The sequence below is a fragment of the Rhizobium sp. ERR 1071 genome, assembly GCF_007828675.1.
Lineage (GTDB): Bacteria > Pseudomonadota > Alphaproteobacteria > Rhizobiales > Rhizobiaceae > Rhizobium > Rhizobium dioscoreae.
Map to the genome: position 1 here is coordinate 826,782 of NZ_VITM01000003.1, position 16,361 is coordinate 843,142.

15 protein-coding genes are annotated in these 16,361 nt (G+C 61.4%); 7 read left to right on the plus strand and 8 right to left on the minus strand.

The window, feature by feature from the left end; translation table 11 throughout:
- Positions 1-3 precede the first annotated feature (3 nt).
- The 5 genes from FBZ99_RS14180 to FBZ99_RS14200 all read left to right on the plus strand — a co-directional run bounded on the left by FBZ99_RS14180 (position 4) and on the right by FBZ99_RS14200 (position 6,116).
- Positions 4-921 (plus strand): LysR substrate-binding domain-containing protein, encoded by a 918-nt coding sequence (locus tag FBZ99_RS14180; RefSeq protein WP_145633754.1) that lies wholly within the window; start codon positions 4-6, stop codon positions 919-921.
- 156 nt (positions 922-1,077) lie between these two features.
- Positions 1,078-2,607 (plus strand): ABC transporter substrate-binding protein, encoded by a 1,530-nt coding sequence (locus FBZ99_RS14185; protein ID WP_145633758.1) that lies wholly within the window; start codon positions 1,078-1,080, stop codon positions 2,605-2,607.
- 277 nt (positions 2,608-2,884) lie between these two features.
- Positions 2,885-3,838: an ABC transporter permease gene (locus tag FBZ99_RS14190; RefSeq protein ID WP_145633761.1), complete on the plus strand. Its 954-nt coding sequence runs from the start codon at positions 2,885-2,887 to the stop codon at positions 3,836-3,838.
- On the plus strand, positions 3,835-4,701 hold the full coding sequence (locus FBZ99_RS14195; protein ID WP_145633765.1) for an ABC transporter permease: 867 nt from the start codon (positions 3,835-3,837) through the stop codon (positions 4,699-4,701). The genes FBZ99_RS14190 and FBZ99_RS14195 overlap by 4 nt, the downstream gene beginning before the upstream one ends.
- Before the next feature lie 23 nt (positions 4,702-4,724).
- Entirely contained in the window at positions 4,725-6,116 is a 1,392-nt protein-coding gene (locus tag FBZ99_RS14200) for an amidase (RefSeq protein WP_145633769.1), read from the plus strand.
- A 21-nt stretch (positions 6,117-6,137) separates the two neighbouring features.
- Here the strand turns inward: FBZ99_RS14200 and FBZ99_RS14205 are convergent, their stop codons facing one another.
- Positions 6,138-6,617: an Lrp/AsnC family transcriptional regulator gene (locus FBZ99_RS14205; protein ID WP_113330459.1), complete on the minus strand. Its 480-nt coding sequence runs from the start codon at positions 6,615-6,617 to the stop codon at positions 6,138-6,140.
- 124 nt (positions 6,618-6,741) lie between these two features.
- On the opposite strand from FBZ99_RS14205, the gene FBZ99_RS14210 reads away from it, so the two are divergent.
- Positions 6,742-7,668, plus strand: a complete 927-nt coding sequence (locus FBZ99_RS14210; RefSeq protein ID WP_145633773.1) for a DMT family transporter — start codon at positions 6,742-6,744, stop codon at positions 7,666-7,668.
- Positions 7,669-7,723: 55 nt separating this feature from the next.
- Here FBZ99_RS14210 and FBZ99_RS14215 read toward each other — a convergent pair whose 3' ends face one another.
- The 3 genes from FBZ99_RS14215 to FBZ99_RS14225 form a co-directional block, all read right to left on the minus strand.
- Entirely contained in the window at positions 7,724-8,578 is an 855-nt protein-coding gene (locus FBZ99_RS14215) for a C40 family peptidase (RefSeq protein ID WP_145633778.1), read from the minus strand.
- A 16-nt stretch (positions 8,579-8,594) separates the two neighbouring features.
- A complete protein-coding gene (locus FBZ99_RS14220; RefSeq protein WP_145633783.1) occupies positions 8,595-8,939 on the minus strand; it encodes a MarR family transcriptional regulator in 345 nt (114 codons plus the stop codon).
- Positions 8,940-9,511: 572 nt separating this feature from the next.
- Positions 9,512-10,903, minus strand: coding sequence for a leucyl aminopeptidase family protein (locus tag FBZ99_RS14225; protein WP_145633788.1), 1,392 nt, complete (start codon positions 10,901-10,903; stop codon positions 9,512-9,514).
- A 148-nt stretch (positions 10,904-11,051) separates the two neighbouring features.
- Here FBZ99_RS14225 and FBZ99_RS14230 point away from each other — a divergent pair, with 148 nt between their 5' ends.
- Positions 11,052-11,882, plus strand: coding sequence for a tetratricopeptide repeat protein (locus FBZ99_RS14230; RefSeq protein WP_113330643.1), 831 nt, complete (start codon positions 11,052-11,054; stop codon positions 11,880-11,882).
- Between the two features lie 194 nt (positions 11,883-12,076).
- On the opposite strand, the gene FBZ99_RS14235 is transcribed toward FBZ99_RS14230, so the two are convergent.
- From FBZ99_RS14235 to FBZ99_RS14250, 4 genes are all read right to left on the minus strand, one after another.
- Complete coding sequence (locus tag FBZ99_RS14235; protein WP_113351445.1) at positions 12,077-12,721, minus strand: LysE family translocator; 645 nt, start codon at positions 12,719-12,721, stop codon at positions 12,077-12,079.
- Between the two features lie 123 nt (positions 12,722-12,844).
- The gene (locus FBZ99_RS14240) at positions 12,845-13,822 is read right to left on the minus strand and encodes a type II secretion system F family protein (protein ID WP_069610978.1); all 978 of its coding nucleotides are present in this window, start codon (positions 13,820-13,822) and stop codon (positions 12,845-12,847) included.
- Positions 13,823-13,843: 21 nt separating this feature from the next.
- Entirely contained in the window at positions 13,844-14,851 is a 1,008-nt protein-coding gene (locus FBZ99_RS14245; RefSeq protein WP_145633791.1) for a type II secretion system F family protein, read from the minus strand.
- Between the two features lie 8 nt (positions 14,852-14,859).
- Positions 14,860-16,344: a CpaF family protein gene (locus FBZ99_RS14250; protein WP_145633796.1), complete on the minus strand. Its 1,485-nt coding sequence runs from the start codon at positions 16,342-16,344 to the stop codon at positions 14,860-14,862.
- Positions 16,345-16,361 lie beyond the last annotated feature (17 nt).

Genomic DNA, 16,361 nt, shown 5'->3' on the forward strand with positions numbered 1-16,361 from the left:
CGCATGCAGATCCGCGCGCTGATATATTTCGACGAGCTGGTGCGCACCAATTCGATGCGCCAGGCGGCTGAAAACCTGAACGTGGCGCCGACGGCCATCAGCCGTCAGATCGAGAATCTCGAATATCATTTCGGCACGCAACTGGTCGAACGCAGTGCCCGCGGCATCAAATTGACGGCTGCCGGCGAATTGCTGGCGGAACGCGCCGGCCGGACGCTGCGCGAGCTCGACCATGTTCACCAGTTGATCGAAGACCTGAAAGGCCTGCAGCGCGGGACCGTCAGTATCTTTGCCAATGGCGCGTCCGTCGCCAATATCCTCGCTCCGGCGCTGGCCGAATTCAGTCTGCGCTATCCCGGCCTACGCTTCGAAGTGACCATTACCAGCGCCCGCGGCGCCATCGAAGCCGTCAACAATGCCGAGGCCGATATTGCGGTGACGCTGTTTGCCCCGCCGCTTTCCGGCACAAAGGTGCGCCTGCGCTCCGAGCTCGTCTATGACGTGATCGCTGCCGCCTCTCATCCGCTTGCTGCCGCCAGCGAGATCACACTTGCGGAAATCTCGGCCCACGCGCTTGCCGTCCCCGATCGCTCCTTCGGCGCAAGACAGGCCTTCGACGCACTGTTCGAGCAGGAGGGGCTGAAGCTCGATCCAGTCTTTGAGACCGGCTCGCTTGAAATGCAGAAGGAGCTGGTGCTGCGCGGTGCGGCAATCACCATGCTGCCGGCACTCACCGTTCAAAGGGAGATCGAGGCGGGCCAGCTCGTCGCACGGCCCGTGGCGGGCGGCATGGGGGTGCGGACGCCGGTCGATCTCTGCGTCGCGCCCGATCGCCAGCTCTCCTTCGCCGCCGGCAAGCTGCTCGATTTCATCGAGCGCTTCATGCGCCACCAACTTTCCACCAGGAGGAGGCATGATTGAACGAAATGCTGTAACCACGAAAAGAGTGTAGCGGTTTCGGCTACACCGAGCACACATTTTCGGAATTGTGTGTGCGCCGATGAGATGACACTATCCTGAAAAAGACCGCAGGCCGGAAGGGAAGCCGGACATGCGGGCAAAAGCAAGGGAACCGACATGACCAAGTTTTCACGCCCGAGCCTGGGCGACGTCGCGCGGCGGCTTGCCTATGGCGCCGCAGTTTCTGCCGGCCTGCTGATGATGGGCCTGACACAGGCTGAAGCCGCGAAGACGACACTCAATCTCGGCATGAGCGTCGAGCCAACAGGGCTCGATCCGACGATCGCCGCGCCCGTCGCGATCGGCCAGGTCACCTGGCAAAACATTTTCGAAGGCCTGGTTGCGATCGACGAAAACGGCAAGATCGCGCCGCAGCTCGCCAAGAGCTGGGAGATTTCACCTGACGGCCTGACCTATACGTTCAAGCTGCAGACCGGCGTGAAATTCCATGACGGCGAAGCCTTCGATTCGGCTGCCGCCAAGTTCACGCTCGATCGCGCTCGTGGCGCCGACTCCGTCAACCCGCAGAAGCGCTTCTTTTCGACCATCGCCTCGATCGATACGCCGGATGCGGAAACGCTTGTACTGCATCTGTCCTCGCCAACCGGCAGCCTTCTCTATTGGCTAGGCTGGCCGAGCTCCGTGATGGTAGGGCCGAAATCCTCGGCCAATGACAAGACGACGCCCATCGGCACCGGCCCGTTCAAGTTCTCCTCCTGGGCGAAGGGCGATCATGTCGACCTCGTCAAGAACCCGGATTACTGGAACAAGTCGGTCGACGTGAAGCTCGAGAAGGTAACCTTCCGCTTCATTTCCGATCCGCAGGCGGAGGCGGCGGCGTTGAAGGCCGGCGATCTCGATGCCTTTCCGGAATTCGCCGCGCCGGAGCTCATGAGTTCCTTCGAGGGCGACGCCAGGCTGACGACCAAGGTCGGCAATACCGAACTCAAGGTCGTGGCCGGCATGAACAACACCCGCAAGCCCTTCGACGACAAGCGCGTGCGCCAGGCGCTGATGATGGCGCTCGACCGGAAGACGATCATCGAAGGCGCGTGGTCCGGTTTAGGCACCGCGATCGGCAGTCACTACACGCCGAACGATCCCGGCTACAAGGATTTGACCGGCACGCTGCCCTACGACACCGCCAAGGCCAAGGCGCTGCTTGCAGAGGCCGGCTATCCGAACGGTTTCACCTTTACCATCAAGACGCCGCAGATGGCTTATGCGCCGCGTAGCGCCCAGGTGATGCAGGCGATGTTTGCCGATATCGGCGTGACGATGAACATCGAGCCGACGGAATTCCCGGCGAAATGGGTGCAGGACGTCTTGACCGGCCGCAACTACGACATGACCATCGTCGCCCATGCCGAGCCGCTGGATATCGATATCTATTCGCGCGACCCCTATTACTTCAACTACAAGAATCCCGCCTTCAACGAGCTGATGAAGAAGATCCAGCTCACGTCCGATGTATCCGAGCAGAACAAGCTCTATGGCGAGGCGCAGAGCATTCTTGCCGAGGACGTGCCGGCGCTCTTTCTTTTCGTCATGCCGAAGCTCGGCGTCTGGGACAAGAAGCTGAAGGGGCTTTGGGAGAACGAACCGATCCCTTCCAACGTGCTGACCAACGTCTCCTGGGAAGACTGACCGCTCCAACAGTTTGATTGGGCATGATCTTGGTATTTCTTTCGCGCACGACGACCAACTCCTTATCCCCAGCGGGGAGAAGGTGGCCCAAAGGGTCGGATGAGGGGGCTGCCACGCCGAAAACTGCCTTTTGCTTGCGCTCAAGGCACTCGGGATTTCATCCCTCGTCCCCCTCAACCGCCCTATCGGGCACCTTCTCCCCGATGGGGAGAAGGAGGAGTCAAAGGCCGCACCAACTCCGTATTCTTAGCCGAATTAGCCTGGCCATGGACTTGCTATGATCGTACTGCTCACCCGCCGGATTTTCGGACTTGTGCTGACGCTGATTGCCGTCTCGCTGCTGGTCTTTGCCGTCATGGCGCTGCTGCCGGGCGACCCGGCCGCGATCACGCTCGGCACATCGGCGACGCCGGAAACACTTGCCGCGCTCCGGCATGATATGGGTCTCGATCAGCCGCTGATTGTCCGCTACGGCCAATGGCTCGCCGGCGCGCTGGCGGGGGATCTCGGCACGTCCTATACCTATGGCGTTCCGGTCGCAGGCCTGATTGCCGAGCGGCTTGCCGTTACCCTGCCGCTTGCGCTGCTTGCCATCCTGTTGTCGGTTCTTGTCGCCGTACCGCTCGGCGTTGCGGCAGCGGCAAGACGCGGCGGCGTCTTCGATATCATCGCCACGCTGTTTTCGCAGATGGGCATCGCCGTGCCGGGCTTCTGGGTCGGCCTGTTGCTGGTTCTTCTGTTCGCCACCTCCCTCGGCTGGATGCCGGCCGGCGGTTTTCCCGGTTGGGAAAGCGGATTCTGGCCCTCCCTGAAATCTTTGGTGTTACCCGCGATCGCGCTTGCGCTGCCGCAGGCGGCAGTGCTGACCCGCGTGACGCGGTCGGCCGTGCTCGACACGCTGCATGAGGATTTTGCCCGCACGGCGATTGCCAAGGGCCTGTCACGCAGCCGCGTGCTGTGGGGACATGTGGTGCCGAACGCGCTGGTACCGGTGCTGACCATTCTCGGGCTGCAATTCACCTTTCTCGTCGCCGGGGCCGTGTTGATCGAAAATGTCTTCACCCTGCCCGGCCTTGGCCGCCTCGCCTACCAGGCACTCAGCCAGCGCGACGTCATCGTTCTGCAGGATGTCGTGCTGTTCTTTGCCGGCCTCGTCATCGTCGTGAATTTTCTGGTCGATCTATCCTATCTCGTCATCGATCCGCGATTGCGAGCGGGAGGTGCACGATGACTGCTGTCGAGGCCAAAATCGCCGCGACGTCTTCCCGCCGTCGTTTTCGGGCGCTGCGGCGGATGAATCTGATCGTCGGCGCCCTCATTATCCTTGCTCTTGTCGGCGTCGCCATCGTCTCCTTGTTCTGGACACCGGTGCCGCCGGCGAAGATGCAGATCCTCCACAAGCTGCAGCCACCCTTCGGCTTCGGACTTCTCGGCACCGATCAGATCGGCCGTGATGTCCTGTCGATGCTGATGGCGGGCTGCTGGAATTCGCTGTCAATCTCCGTATCGGCGGTTGCGATCGGCGGGACGCTCGGAACGATCATCGGTGTTTCCGCCGCCGCCCAACGCGGCCTGTTCGAGGCGCTGGTCATGCGCGCCTGCGACGTGATCTTCGCCCTGCCGCCGATCCTTTCGGCCATGATCCTCGGTGCATTTCTTGGGACCGGGCGCTCGACGGCAATCATCGCCATTGCGGTTTTCATGGTGCCGGTCTTCGCCCGCGTCGCGCTCGGCTCTGCCTTGCAGGCGTGGAGCCGCGACTATGTGCTGGCGGCGCGCGCCATCGGCAATACGCAGCTTTCCATCACGCTGCGCCATGTCCTGCCCAACATCATGGGCAGTATCATCGTCCAGGCGACCATCCAGCTCGGCCTTGCGATCCTGACTGAGGCTGGGCTCGCTTTCCTGGGTTTGAGCGTACCGCCGCCCGCGCCGACCTGGGGTCGGATGCTGGCCGATGCGCAGACCTATTTCCACGTTGCGCCGTGGCTCGCCCTGCTGCCGGGGCTTGCCATTGCGCTCTCCGTGCTCGGCTTCAACCTGCTCGGCGACGGGCTGCGTGATCTCCTCGACCCCCGCGAGGCGACGCGCTGATTGAGACATGAAGAGTATAGATCATGACCGAACCTACCGATCTTTCCATCCGAGACCTCCGGCGCCAATTTGCCAACAAGAGCCTATCTCCCAGCGAATACTGGCTGGCACTCGAGACGCATATCGAGGCATGGGAGCCGACAATCGCCGCTCTTTACGCCTATGATCCGGAGGATGCTCGCCGGCAAGCCGCGGCCTCCACGGAGCGCTGGGCGAAGGGTACGCCGCTTGGAACCCTGGACGGCATTCCGGTAACGTTGAAGGAGCTAATCGCCACCAAAGGTCAGCCGGTGCCGCTCGGCACGGCGGCGGTCGAGCTCGTTCCCGCTGCCGAAGACGCGCCCATCGCCGCCCGGATGCGCGAGGATGGCGCGGTGATTTTCGCGAAAACCACCTGCCCCGATTACGGCATGCTCTCATCAGGCCTATCGAGCTTTCACAAGCTCAGCCGCAATCCCTGGGACCCCAGCCAAAATCCGGGCGGCTCCAGCGCCGGTGCGTCTGCCGCTGCCGCTGCCGGTTATGGACCGCTGCATATCGGTACCGATATCGGCGGCTCGATACGCCTGCCGGCAGGATGGACCGGCATTTTCGGCTTCAAGCCGAGCAATGGCCGTATTCCGATCGATCCCTATTATCTCGGGCGATGCGCCGGACCGATGACCCGCACGGTCGAGGATGCGGCCTTTTCCATGGCTACGCTCTCACGGCCCGACTGGCGCGACAGCACGAGCCTGCCGCCGAATGAGATCGACTGGATGAATCTCGACATCGACATCCGAGGCATGAAGATCGGCCTGATGCTCGATGCTGGCTGCGGCCTGCCGGTCGAGGACGAGATACGCGATGCGGTCGCTGCTGCCGCCAAGCGCTTCGAGGAAGCAGGCGCCATCATCATCGACGTCTCGCCGGTGCTGACCAGGCAGATGCTTGACGGACTCGATGCTTTCTGGCGTGCACGCTTCTGGGGCGATATGACGGCTTTGAGCGAGGAACGCCGCAACAGCATCCTGCCCTATATCTATAGCTGGGCGAAGGGCGGCGCCGGTATCAGCGGCGTCGATGCCGTTCGCGGCTTCAACCAGACCTACGAGATGCGCAAGAGCTGCGCCAAGCTCTTCGCGGAGGTGGATGCCGTGCTTTCGCCAACCAATCCGATCGTCTCCTATCCCGCCGAATGGGCTTCGCCCACCAACGACCCTGTGCGGCCGTTCGAGCACATCGCCTTCACCGTTCCGTGGAACATGTCGGAGCAGCCGGCGGCATCGATCAATTGCGGCTTCTCCCGCTCCGGTATGCCGATCGGCATGCAGATCATCGGCCCGCGCTTCGACGACATGCTGGTACTTCGTCTCTCGAAGGCTTTTGAGGACTGGACCGGCGGCGTGACGAACTGGCCGAAACGGCCGTCATGAAGCAAACTTGGAGACAGCCAGCTAGTCCAGCGACAATGGCAGCGAAAGGCCGACCTTGACCCGGTCCATGGTCACGAGCGACTTGAACTTCGTGACATTCGGATTGTCGTAGAAAAGACGCCGGGCCACCTCCTCATAGGCGGACATGCTGGGGACGACGATGATGAGCACGAAATCGGCCTCGCCGGTGACCCCGTAGCATTGCTGGACTTCCGGCGCTTCGAGGAAGCTGCGCTTGATCGCGTTGATGAGGTCGTACCGCTCGTTGGCGATATGGACCTCGACCACGATGGTGATCGGCAGGCCTATTGCCGCCGGATCGACGACCGCGATATTGGCCTGGATGACGCCGCTTTCCTGCATACGCTTGATACGCCGCTGCACGGCCGGCGCCGACAGGTTGATCCGTTCACCGATCTCCCGTTGCGGAACCGTACTGTCCTTTTGGAGAATCTCGAGAATTGCCAGGTCGAACTCATCGAGATCGGCGGGTTTGCGCATTTCAATACATCCTTACCGCAAAGAGGAAACAAAATTGCATGAAAGCCATCAAAATGGAGCCAAATCCTCTTCCCCTATGTACTAGCTTTGCGCCACAAATCACCTGACTTGCAAAGGCACGAGAATGTCACAGCGGGACACCGAATACGATATGCGCAGCGCGAGCCTCGGGGAAAGCGAAGATACGAAAGGCTTTCTTCTTGGCGTCGTCGCGATGATCCTCGCGGCGCTGGCCATGAGCATTTCGCCGAGCCTCGTGCGTCTTGCCGATGTCGGGCCTTTCGCCAGCGCCTTTTGGCGTGTCTTTCTGGCGCTGCCGATCCTTTGGATATGGATGCGATATGGCGAGGCTACCGAACCCGATGCACCCCGCGCCAGCTTTACGATACCGACGATCCTCGCCGGCATTGCCTTCACGGGCGACCTGTTCTTTTGGCATCTCTCGATCATGCGGACGACGATCGCCAACGCCACTTTCTTCGCAACGATGGCGCCGCTTTGGGTCGTCATCTTCGGCTGGCTTCTTTTGAGACAGCGTGTCAGCCGCGCCACGCTTCTCGGGCTTCTCATCTGCCTTGCGGGCGGATCGGCACTCGTCGTCCAAAGCCTGGCATTCAATCCGGACCGAGCCGTCGGCGATGCGCTCGCCATCATCACCGGCGCCTTCTTCGGCCTTTATTTCCTGGCAGTCGGCGCGGCACGCCCGGGGACCAATGCCGCGCGCGTTACCTTCGAATTAAGTATCATAACCTCGGCGATCCTGTTCCTGATCGCCTTCTTCTTCGAGCCGCGCATCCTGCCGCAGTCGATCTCGGGGTGGGGCGTGCTTCTCGCGCTCGGCCTGATCAGCCACGCCGGCGGACAGGGACTGCTTTCGGTGGCGCTCGGACGATTGCCAACCGTTTTCTCCTCGCTTGTCATTTTCCTAGAATCGATCGCGGCCGCCGTTTTCGCCTGGTTCCTATTCGGCGAAAACGTCACCCTGCTGCAGGCGCTCGGCGGCATCGTCATCGTCGCCGGCATCTGGATCGCGCGCCCTCGCACTCCGTAAACCGACCGATTGCGAATGCTGGTGGGCGTTGCGGCAACAGGGTTGCGCAGCGCGGTCAGTCGATGAAACGGCGGTAGCCGGTCGGCCGCTCATAGAGCCAGCCGATGCGTTCGATGGCGGCAGCGAAATTCTCCCGCGCGACGGTCATGGTATGGCCGTTGGCGTGAACAATGGTTTCCGGATCTTCCATGATCGCCACATGCCCCTTCCAGAAAACGAAGTCGCCGCGCTTCAGCTCCTCACGCTCGATTGGCTGGCCGAGGCCTGCGGCCTGCATGTCGGTATCGCGCGGTGCGGCGCGGCCCGTCATCGATAGCGCCAGCTGCACCAGCCCCGAGCAATCAATGCCGAGGCCCGAGCGGCCGCCCCAGAGATAGGGCGTCTCGAGGAAGCGTAAAGCAACGTCCACGAAATCGCCGCCCTCGTTGTAGCCGATCGGCTGGACATGCTTTGCGAAAATGGCAGTGCCATCCTCCAGGACGACATAGTGATTGCCCCGGGCCTCCGCCGTGCCGGTCACATTCACGAGGCTGCCCATGGAAAGCACTGCAGCGTGCGGCTTGCGCAGCTCCGGCTCAGGATAGAGGAAGGTGCGCTGCGGAACGATGACGTGGGTCGGCGCTGCCGCTCCCTGTTTGATCGTCGTTTCCGGGAGATAGCCGACGTAACCGTCTGACAGAGCCTTGACCCAGCACCAACCGTCGCGACGCTCGAATATCGTCACCTCTTCGCCCATCAAGAGCTCGGTATCGATGCCCGAGGCAAGATCCGGCTTCGGCCGTAGCGCAACGACGGGGACGGCAACGCGTGCAGCAATACCCTCGACGAAGCGCTCGGCTTCGACTTTGCCCTTAAGAGAAACCTCGGCGAGATCGGGCCTGAAAGCATTAAGACGGCGGTCGAGCATCATGGTGAAATTCCTGAGGTTACAATTTTCGGCCGTGCTCTATGATGAGATCGCCGAGTTTTTCAAGATAAAGCGCGCCGGTGACCGTTCGCTTAATGATGACATTGCGACGATCGCGCTCATCGCGGACACGGTCGACCAATCCCATCACGCCCATGGTATCAAGCGCCCGGGTGATGACCGGCTTGGTAACGCCGAGGGTCGCGGCCAGACCGCGCACGGTATGAGGAGGCGGCACAAGATAGATCTGCAGCAGAATCGCCGTCTGCCGCAGCGTCAAGTCATGATCCTCGCGGCGCACCTGAGCGAGCGTCACGCCATGCCAGAGGCCGAGAGCCTGTGAGGCGGTGAGTTCAAGCGGCAAGGGCAACCCCGGAATTCGTTACGCTGCCGTTCCAGTCTCGGCCAAGATCATGGCGGTTTCAAGGGAGTTTTGACTGGTTAGTCTTCGGAGCGGTGACCACAGAGTTCGTTGAGAGTGCACCCCCCTCTATCGCTTCGTGACATCTCCCCACAAGGGGGGAGATCGTTTGGAGTTTGTGGCCATTACCGATGAAACAATAGCTGAAATTTCTGCGGCTACGATGTTGCCTTGAGGCAGAAGGATGCAACGAGTTACCGATCTCGCCCCTTTAGGCAGGGCTATCGCATATGGAGGCGGACGAGCGCCATAAGCTCCTTCTCCCCTTGGGGAGAAGGTGGCCCGAAGGGTCGGATGAGGGGGTTATCGATTTGAATTCATGGATTTTGGTGGTCTTGGCGGGCACCCCCTCATCCGCCTGGCGGCACCTTCTCCCCGCTGGGGAGAAGGGGGACAGCGGCGATCTCCGCTCATATGCGATACCCCTGCCCACAAGGGGGGAGATGTCGCGGCAGCGACAGAGGGGGTGCCACGTGGGCGATGGACAGAGAAGCTCGCCTACCTGCAGCGACGGCCTACCGCACACTCTGCCTGATATGATGATACAGAGCCCGGATCGCCTGTGCCTCGCCGCCGCCGGGGGAATGCGGGCGTTCGCTCGGCGCCCAGCCGAAAATATCGAAATGCACCCAGCTTGGCGTCTTTGTCACGAAGCGCTTGAGGAACAGGGCAGCCGTAATGGAGCCGGCCATGCCGCCTGATGGAGCATTGGTGATATCGGCGAATTTGGTCCGGATGTCCTTGTCGTAGCCCATATAGAGCGGCATCCGCCACAGCGGATCATCCGTCTCCAGGCTCGCCTCGGTCAGATCGCTGGCAAGCTCGCTGTCGTCTGTGAAGAAAGGCGGCAGGTCGGGGCCGAGCGCAACGCGGGCTGCACCCGTCAGCGTTGCCATGTCGATCATCAGGTCCGGCGCATCTTCGTCGGCATAAGCCAGCGCATCGGCGAGGATCAGCCGGCCCTCGGCATCCGTATTGTCGATCTGCACGGTCAGGCCCTTGCGGCTCCTGTAGATATCGCCAGGACGGAAGGCGTTGGATGAAATCGAGTTCTCGACGACCGGAATGATGACGCGAAGATCGACCTTGAGCTTGGCGTCCATGATCATCAGCGCCAGGCCCATGACGTTGGCGGCACCGCCCATGTCCTTCTTCATCAGCAGCATGGAGGATGCCGGCTTGATATCGAGGCCACCGGTGTCGAAGCACACGCCCTTGCCGACCAGGGTGATACGGCGATGACCCTTCTTGCCCCAGCGCAGTTCCAGAAGGCGTGGTGCATCGGCGCTGGCGCGACCGACCGTGTGCACGAGAGGGAAATTCTCCTTCAGGAGATCATCGCCGATGATGACGGACATCTCTGCCTTGTAGTGCTCGGCAAGCGCCCGGAAGGCGGCTTCGAGCTGTTCCGGACCCATGTCGTTGGTCGGCGTGTTGATGAGATCGCGGGCAAGGAAGACACCGGCGAGCTGGCGCTTGATATCGGCGGCATCGGCATCGCGCGGGATCATCAGCGTCGGCATCGCGGCTTTTTCCGACTTATAGCGGTCGAAGCGATAGCTGCCGAGGCCGAAGCCAAGCGAGAGCCGGTTCGCCGTCAGCGGCGCCGTCTCGATATGCCAATCGCCGGCCGGCAGGCTGCGCGCCAGCTTGCCCGTGAGGAAGGGTTGTTCGGACGGGTTGGAGCCGAGGCCGAAGAGAGCGCCGCCCAGATGCCCTTGAGCGGTCGGGATCAGCAGCAACGAACCGCTCTCTGCCTTGTAACCAGCCTTGCGTGCCCAATCGAGCGCGATGGGATCGATGGTGCCGGTCTCGATATGCGCCGGGGTAACGGCAAAGATCGGCAGGGTCGCGCCACCCTTCGAATTGAAGGGCGTCGCGCGCTCGATGAATTGAAAGGGGGCCATGACTATCCTTTGGCGGTGATTGAGAAGAATCAAGAGTTAACTGTCTGTTAGGGTTAACAGATTATTGCTGGAGCGAACATTGCGTCGAACCTTTCCCTGTTCCGATTCTAGGCCGGGCGCAAGTATAAGGAATTCAGGGATACGCGACATGCCCGCCGTCTCAGCTACGTCTTCATTCAGAACCTTTCTTTTCCGCGGAGCTTCGGCAGCGCTTCTGGCGCTCGCGCTCGCAAGCTGCTCGACGACCGGAAAAGACCGGATGACGACGGGCTCGATTCCGAAGACGTCGCAGCCTCTCGATACGATGAACAGCACCGATCTCGCGCAGGCGACCGCGACGTTCGGCAAGGCCTACGACGCCAATCCCAAAGATCGCGATGCAGGCGTCAACTACGCCAACGCCTTGCGCATGAGCGGCCGCAACGACCAGGCGCTTGCGGTCATGCAGCAGGTGGCAATCGCCAATCCGACCGACCGCGGCGTGCTGGCCGCCTACGGCAAGGCACAGGCGGCAGCAGGGCAGCTCGACGAAGCGCTCTCGACCATTGACCGCGCTCAGCTGCCGGACCGGCCGGACTGGCGGCTGGTTTCCGCGCAGGGCGCCATTCTCGATCAGCTCGGACGTTCCAGCGATGCACGGGCCAAATATCGGGATGCGCTGGTGCTCGCCCCCAACGAGCCGACGGTCCTTTCCAATCTTGGTATGTCCTACGTCCTGACCGGCGATCTCAAGAATGCGGAAAACTATCTCCGCACGGCCGTCGCCCAGCCGGGCGCCGACAGCCGCGTGCGGCAGAATCTGGCGCTCGTCGTCGGCCTGCAGGGCCGCTTTGCGGAAGCCGAACAAATCGCTCGCCAGGAACTGACGCCGCAGCAGGCAAACGCCAATGTCGCCTATCTGCGTGGCATGCTGGCACAGCAGAACTCCTGGCAGAAGCTTGCCGCCAGTGGCGATAACAGGAAAGTAGCCCAGCAATAGAGCGGGAGAGCCGCAACGGCTTCCCTACCCAACTTTCGAAAACGGCACTCGTTAGAGCATTTCCGCTTTTCTTCGAATCGCGAAAACGCTCTATCTTCTTATTTTTACGCAGTTCCGGACGCAAAACCGCTTCGCACTTTTGCTGGAACTGCTCTAGCGGAGGGGTTGAGGCGCACGCCCGGTAGCCGTAGGCCTTAACGCCAGATGTGGCGCGGCAACCCCTCGGCGACAAGCCGCGCGCCGAGGGCGCCCATCACAACGCCGGCCACCCGATCTATCCATAGTTTCGCACCGAGATAGATGGCGCGCGGCCGGTTCGAAGAAAAGGCCAGCGTTACCACCGTGTACCAGCCTACTTCGACCAGGAAGACTGCGGGCGGAACCGTAAACAGCAGCCAGGGAGCCGGAGCCGCCGGCAGAAGTGCGGCAAAGATACTGCCGTAGAAAATGGCTGTCTTCGGATTGCTGAGCTGCGTGCCGAGCGCAAAGAGGAAATTGCGCATCACACCGCCTGCAGCCGGCGTCGTTGGTGCATCGATGGGAAGATCGTCCGCGGCGCTGCGCCAGATGCGGATGCCGACATAAATCAGATAGAGGCCACCGGCGACTTTTAGCGCCAGATATAGCCATTCGACTTTCATCAGCAATGCGCTCAAGCCGAAGAGGGCCAAGGTCGCGAAAATGACGCTGCCCGTTCCCATGCCGAAGGCCGCGGCAAGACCTGCCTTGCGTGAGCGGGAAACAGCGATGCGCGAAACGAGCACGAAGCTTGGGCCGGGGCTCACCGCTCCGATGAAGACTGCCGCGATGACACTGAAAAATATTGCCAAGGATGACATGCGAGACCTCCCAATATGGGCTACACGAACGCCCGGCGCCTTTCCGGAACGATGCGCCTGACGCCCGTCGGCGATATTGCGTGGAAGATAACCATGCCCGCATGCCGCGAGCAAGTCGGCGGCTCAGAATTTGTCCATTGCCTGAATGATCGCCGGGCCGAGAATGACCGCCATCAAGACCGGCAGGAAGAAGACGATCATCGGTACGGTGAGCTTCGGCGGCAGTGCGGCCGCTTTCTTTTCCGCCTCGTTCATGCGCTCGTCGCGGCCTTCCTGTGCCATGACACGCAAGGCCTGCGAGAGCGGCGTACCATAGCGTTCCGCCTGGATGAGCGCCTGCGTGACCGATTTGACGAGTTCGATCTGGGTGCGGGCGGCAAGATTGTCGAAGGCGGTGCGGCGATCCTGGAGGAAGGAAAGCTCGGCTGTGGTCAGCACCATTTCCTCGGCGAGTGCCGGGGACTGCTCGGCCATTTCCTCGGACACGCGATGCATGCCGGCTTCGATTGAAATGCCAGACTCCACGCAGATCAGCATCAGGTCGAGCGCATCCGGCCAGGCGCGCTTGATCGATTTCTGGCGCTTGGTCACCAGATTGGAGATATAGATGTTCGGCGCATAGAAGCCTAGATAGGCGAAGCCGATGACGCCAAGCAGCCGGATCGGCAGGGGCTTTGCGGCAAACCAGCCGAGAACGAAGACGATGACGATCGCAACTGCCAGAAAAAGGAAGGGCAGCAGGAATCGCGCCACCAGGAACATGTTGAGCGCATTTTCAGAACGCAGGCCGGCAGACCGCAAGCGATTGACGGTATTGGCATCGACAAGCGCATTGCGCAGGTTGAACCGCTCGACGATCTGTCTAACGTTTCGATTGTTGTGGCTCCGCAGCGATGCCTTGCCGCCCTCTGCGCTTAGCCGTGCGCGTTCACGGGCGCGAATCTGTTCGCGCTCTGTCGACACGGCCTTCATGCGCTTGCTGAGATCGCCACGCTCCAGCAGCGGTATGGCGATCGTGTAGAAGGTCGCGAAGACGGCGATGGCAACCACAACGGCAAGAAGGGTGCCAGGATCGGTCAAATTGGCTGCCAGATCGGACATGGGCGACGCGGCTCCTTCCGCTCAGATCTCGAAATTGACCATGTTGCGCATGATGAAGATGCCGAGCGACATCCAGATGCCGGCTCCAAGCAAGATCAGATGGCCGCGCGGATCGGTGAACAGGATCATCATGTATTGCGGCGATGTCAGATAGACGAGCAGCATCACGATGAAGGGCAGAGCGCCGATGATGACGGCGGATGCCTTGGCCTCCATCGACAATGCCTTGACCTTCGCCTTCATTTTCTTGCGTTCGCGCAGCACCTTTGAGAGGTTGCCCAGGGCTTCCGACAGGTTGCCGCCCGCCTGGGCCTGAATGGCGATGACGATCGAGAAGAAATTTACTTCCTGCAGCGGCATATGGTTCGCGATGCGTGCGCAGGCGTCCGACATGCTAAGACCGACCTGCTGCGCCTCGACCACCCGCCGAAACTCCGTCTTGACAGGCTCTCGCGCCTCGCCAGCCACCAGCCGCACTGCATCGTTGAGCGGCAGGCCCGAGCGAAGCGAGCGCGTGATGAGGTCAAGCGAGTTCGGAAACTCTTCGAGGAACTTGCTTTGCCGGCGCTTGATGAGGAAGCCGATGACCCAGCGCGGCAGGCCGAAGGCAGACGCAAAGAACATTCCCAAAATGACGAGAGGCAGCGCGCCGACGATGAAAAAGACCAGCATGACGAAAAGACCGAAGAGCACGCTGAAGATGTAGAAGCGCGACGGCGTCAACGACAGGCCGGCCTGCGCCAGACGCGCCTTGAGCGACTGCTTCTTCTTCGTATTTTCGCTCTGTCGCCGCTCCAGGTCCTTGAGGGTGTCCTGCACCGACTTGCGCCGCTTGGACATTTCCTGGACGCGATCGCGCGCGGCCTTGACCTTGACGCGATCGGTCTCAGCCTGCTTGACCCGGTTGACCCGGCTATCGGCCTTTTTCTGTGTCTCGATCCGTGAATAGAGAATGCCGTAGCAGACCGCGGCGGCGGAGACCGCCGTCAGCAGGACAATCAGCAGCACTATCGGATCGATACCAAACATCGCGAGCCCTATTGCGCTTTCTGTTCCATCTCATCGAGGGCGGCTGCCAGACGCCGCTCCTCGTTATAATAGCGAGCACGATCCCAGAAATGCGGCTTGCCGATACCGGTGGAGACGTGCCGCCCGATGATCCGGCCGTTCGCATCCTCGCCCTCGATTTCGTAGCGCATCAAATCCTGGGTAATGATCACATCCCCTTCCATGCCGATCACCTCGGTGATCTGGGTGATGCGGCGCGAACCGTCACGCAGGCGGGCAGCCTGGATGACGACGTCGACGGAGCTGGATATGATCTCACGGACGGTCTTGGCCGGCAGGCTGAAACCACCCATGGCGATCATCGATTCCATGCGGCTCAGGCATTCGCGCGGCGTATTGGCGTGGATCGTGCCCATGGAGCCGTCGTGACCCGTGTTCATCGCCTGCAGCAGGTCGAAGACCTCGGGTCCGCGCACTTCGCCGACGATGATGCGTTCGGGGCGCATACGCAGGCAGTTCTTGACGAGATCGCGCATGGTGATCTCACCCTCGCCCTCGATGTTGGGCGGACGGGTTTCGAGGCGCACCACGTGCGGCTGCTGCAATTGCAGTTCGGCGGTGTCTTCGCAGGTGATGACGCGTTCGTCTCGATCGATATAGTTGGTCAGGCAGTTCAGAAGCGTCGTCTTGCCCGAGCCCGTACCTCCCGAAATGACGACGTTGCAGCGCACGCGGCCGATGATCTGCAAAAGCGTCGCGCCCTCCGGCGTGATGGCGCCGAAGCGGACGAGCTGATCGAGCGTCAGCTTGTCCTTCTTGAATTTACGAATGGTCAGTGCAGGACCGTCGATTGCCAGTGGCGGAGCGATGACGTTGACGCGCGAACCATCGGGCAGGCGCGCATCGCAGATGGGGCTCGATTCATCGACGCGGCGGCCGACCTGGCTGACGATCCGCTGGCAAATGGACAGAAGCTGCGAATTGTCGCGAAAGCGGATTTCGGATTCGACGGTCTTGCCGCCGACTTCGATGAAGGTCTGGCCGGCGCCGTTGACCATGATGTCGGCGATGTCGTCGCGGGCGAGCAACGGCTCCAGCGGACCGTAGCCAAGCACGTCGTTGCAGATATCCTCGAGCAGCTCCTCCTGCTCGGAGATCGACATCGCGAAATTCTTGATCGTGATGATATCGTTGACGATATCGCGGATTTCCTCACGCGCCGCCTCGTTGCCGAGCTTGGAGAGCTGCGAGAGATCGATCGTATCGATCAGCGCGGAGAAGACCTGCGATTTCGTATCGTAATATTCTTCGGTACGCGCCACGCGACGCCGGCTAGGCGTCTGCATCGGCGGCGGAGCGACCTGCTGACGTGGCTGCGCGGCATCACGGGACGGCTCTATGAGCACAGCCGGCGCCGTTGGCCCGCCAGCGGGAGCGGGTGCACGCGCCGGTGCCGGCGGAGGCATTGCGCCGCCGCTCTTTGCAGGACCTTCACTTCCGCGCTTGCCAAACATGTCTTCGATCCAATTCT

Bases quoted from the DNA above. Each gene is read 5' to 3' on its own strand.
- FBZ99_RS14180 (WP_145633754.1), top strand. From the start codon at position 4: ATGCAGATCCGCGCGCTGATATATTTCGACGAGCTGGTGCGCACCAAT.
- FBZ99_RS14185 (WP_145633758.1), top strand. From the start codon at position 1,078: ATGACCAAGTTTTCACGCCCGAGCCTGGGCGACGTCGCGCGGCGGCTT.
- FBZ99_RS14190 (WP_145633761.1), top strand. From the start codon at position 2,885: ATGATCGTACTGCTCACCCGCCGGATTTTCGGACTTGTGCTGACGCTG.
- FBZ99_RS14195 (WP_145633765.1), top strand. From the start codon at position 3,835: ATGACTGCTGTCGAGGCCAAAATCGCCGCGACGTCTTCCCGCCGTCGT.
- FBZ99_RS14200 (WP_145633769.1), top strand. From the start codon at position 4,725: ATGACCGAACCTACCGATCTTTCCATCCGAGACCTCCGGCGCCAATTT.
- FBZ99_RS14205 (WP_113330459.1), bottom strand. From the start codon at position 6,617: ATGCGCAAACCCGCCGATCTCGATGAGTTCGACCTGGCAATTCTCGAG.
- FBZ99_RS14210 (WP_145633773.1), top strand. From the start codon at position 6,742: ATGTCACAGCGGGACACCGAATACGATATGCGCAGCGCGAGCCTCGGG.
- FBZ99_RS14215 (WP_145633778.1), bottom strand. From the start codon at position 8,578: ATGATGCTCGACCGCCGTCTTAATGCTTTCAGGCCCGATCTCGCCGAG.
- FBZ99_RS14225 (WP_145633788.1), bottom strand. From the start codon at position 10,903: ATGGCCCCCTTTCAATTCATCGAGCGCGCGACGCCCTTCAATTCGAAG.
- FBZ99_RS14230 (WP_113330643.1), top strand. From the start codon at position 11,052: ATGCCCGCCGTCTCAGCTACGTCTTCATTCAGAACCTTTCTTTTCCGC.
- FBZ99_RS14235 (WP_113351445.1), bottom strand. From the start codon at position 12,721: ATGTCATCCTTGGCAATATTTTTCAGTGTCATCGCGGCAGTCTTCATC.
- FBZ99_RS14240 (WP_069610978.1), bottom strand. From the start codon at position 13,822: ATGTCCGATCTGGCAGCCAATTTGACCGATCCTGGCACCCTTCTTGCC.
- FBZ99_RS14245 (WP_145633791.1), bottom strand. From the start codon at position 14,851: ATGTTTGGTATCGATCCGATAGTGCTGCTGATTGTCCTGCTGACGGCG.
- FBZ99_RS14250 (WP_145633796.1), bottom strand. From the start codon at position 16,344: ATGTTTGGCAAGCGCGGAAGTGAAGGTCCTGCAAAGAGCGGCGGCGCA.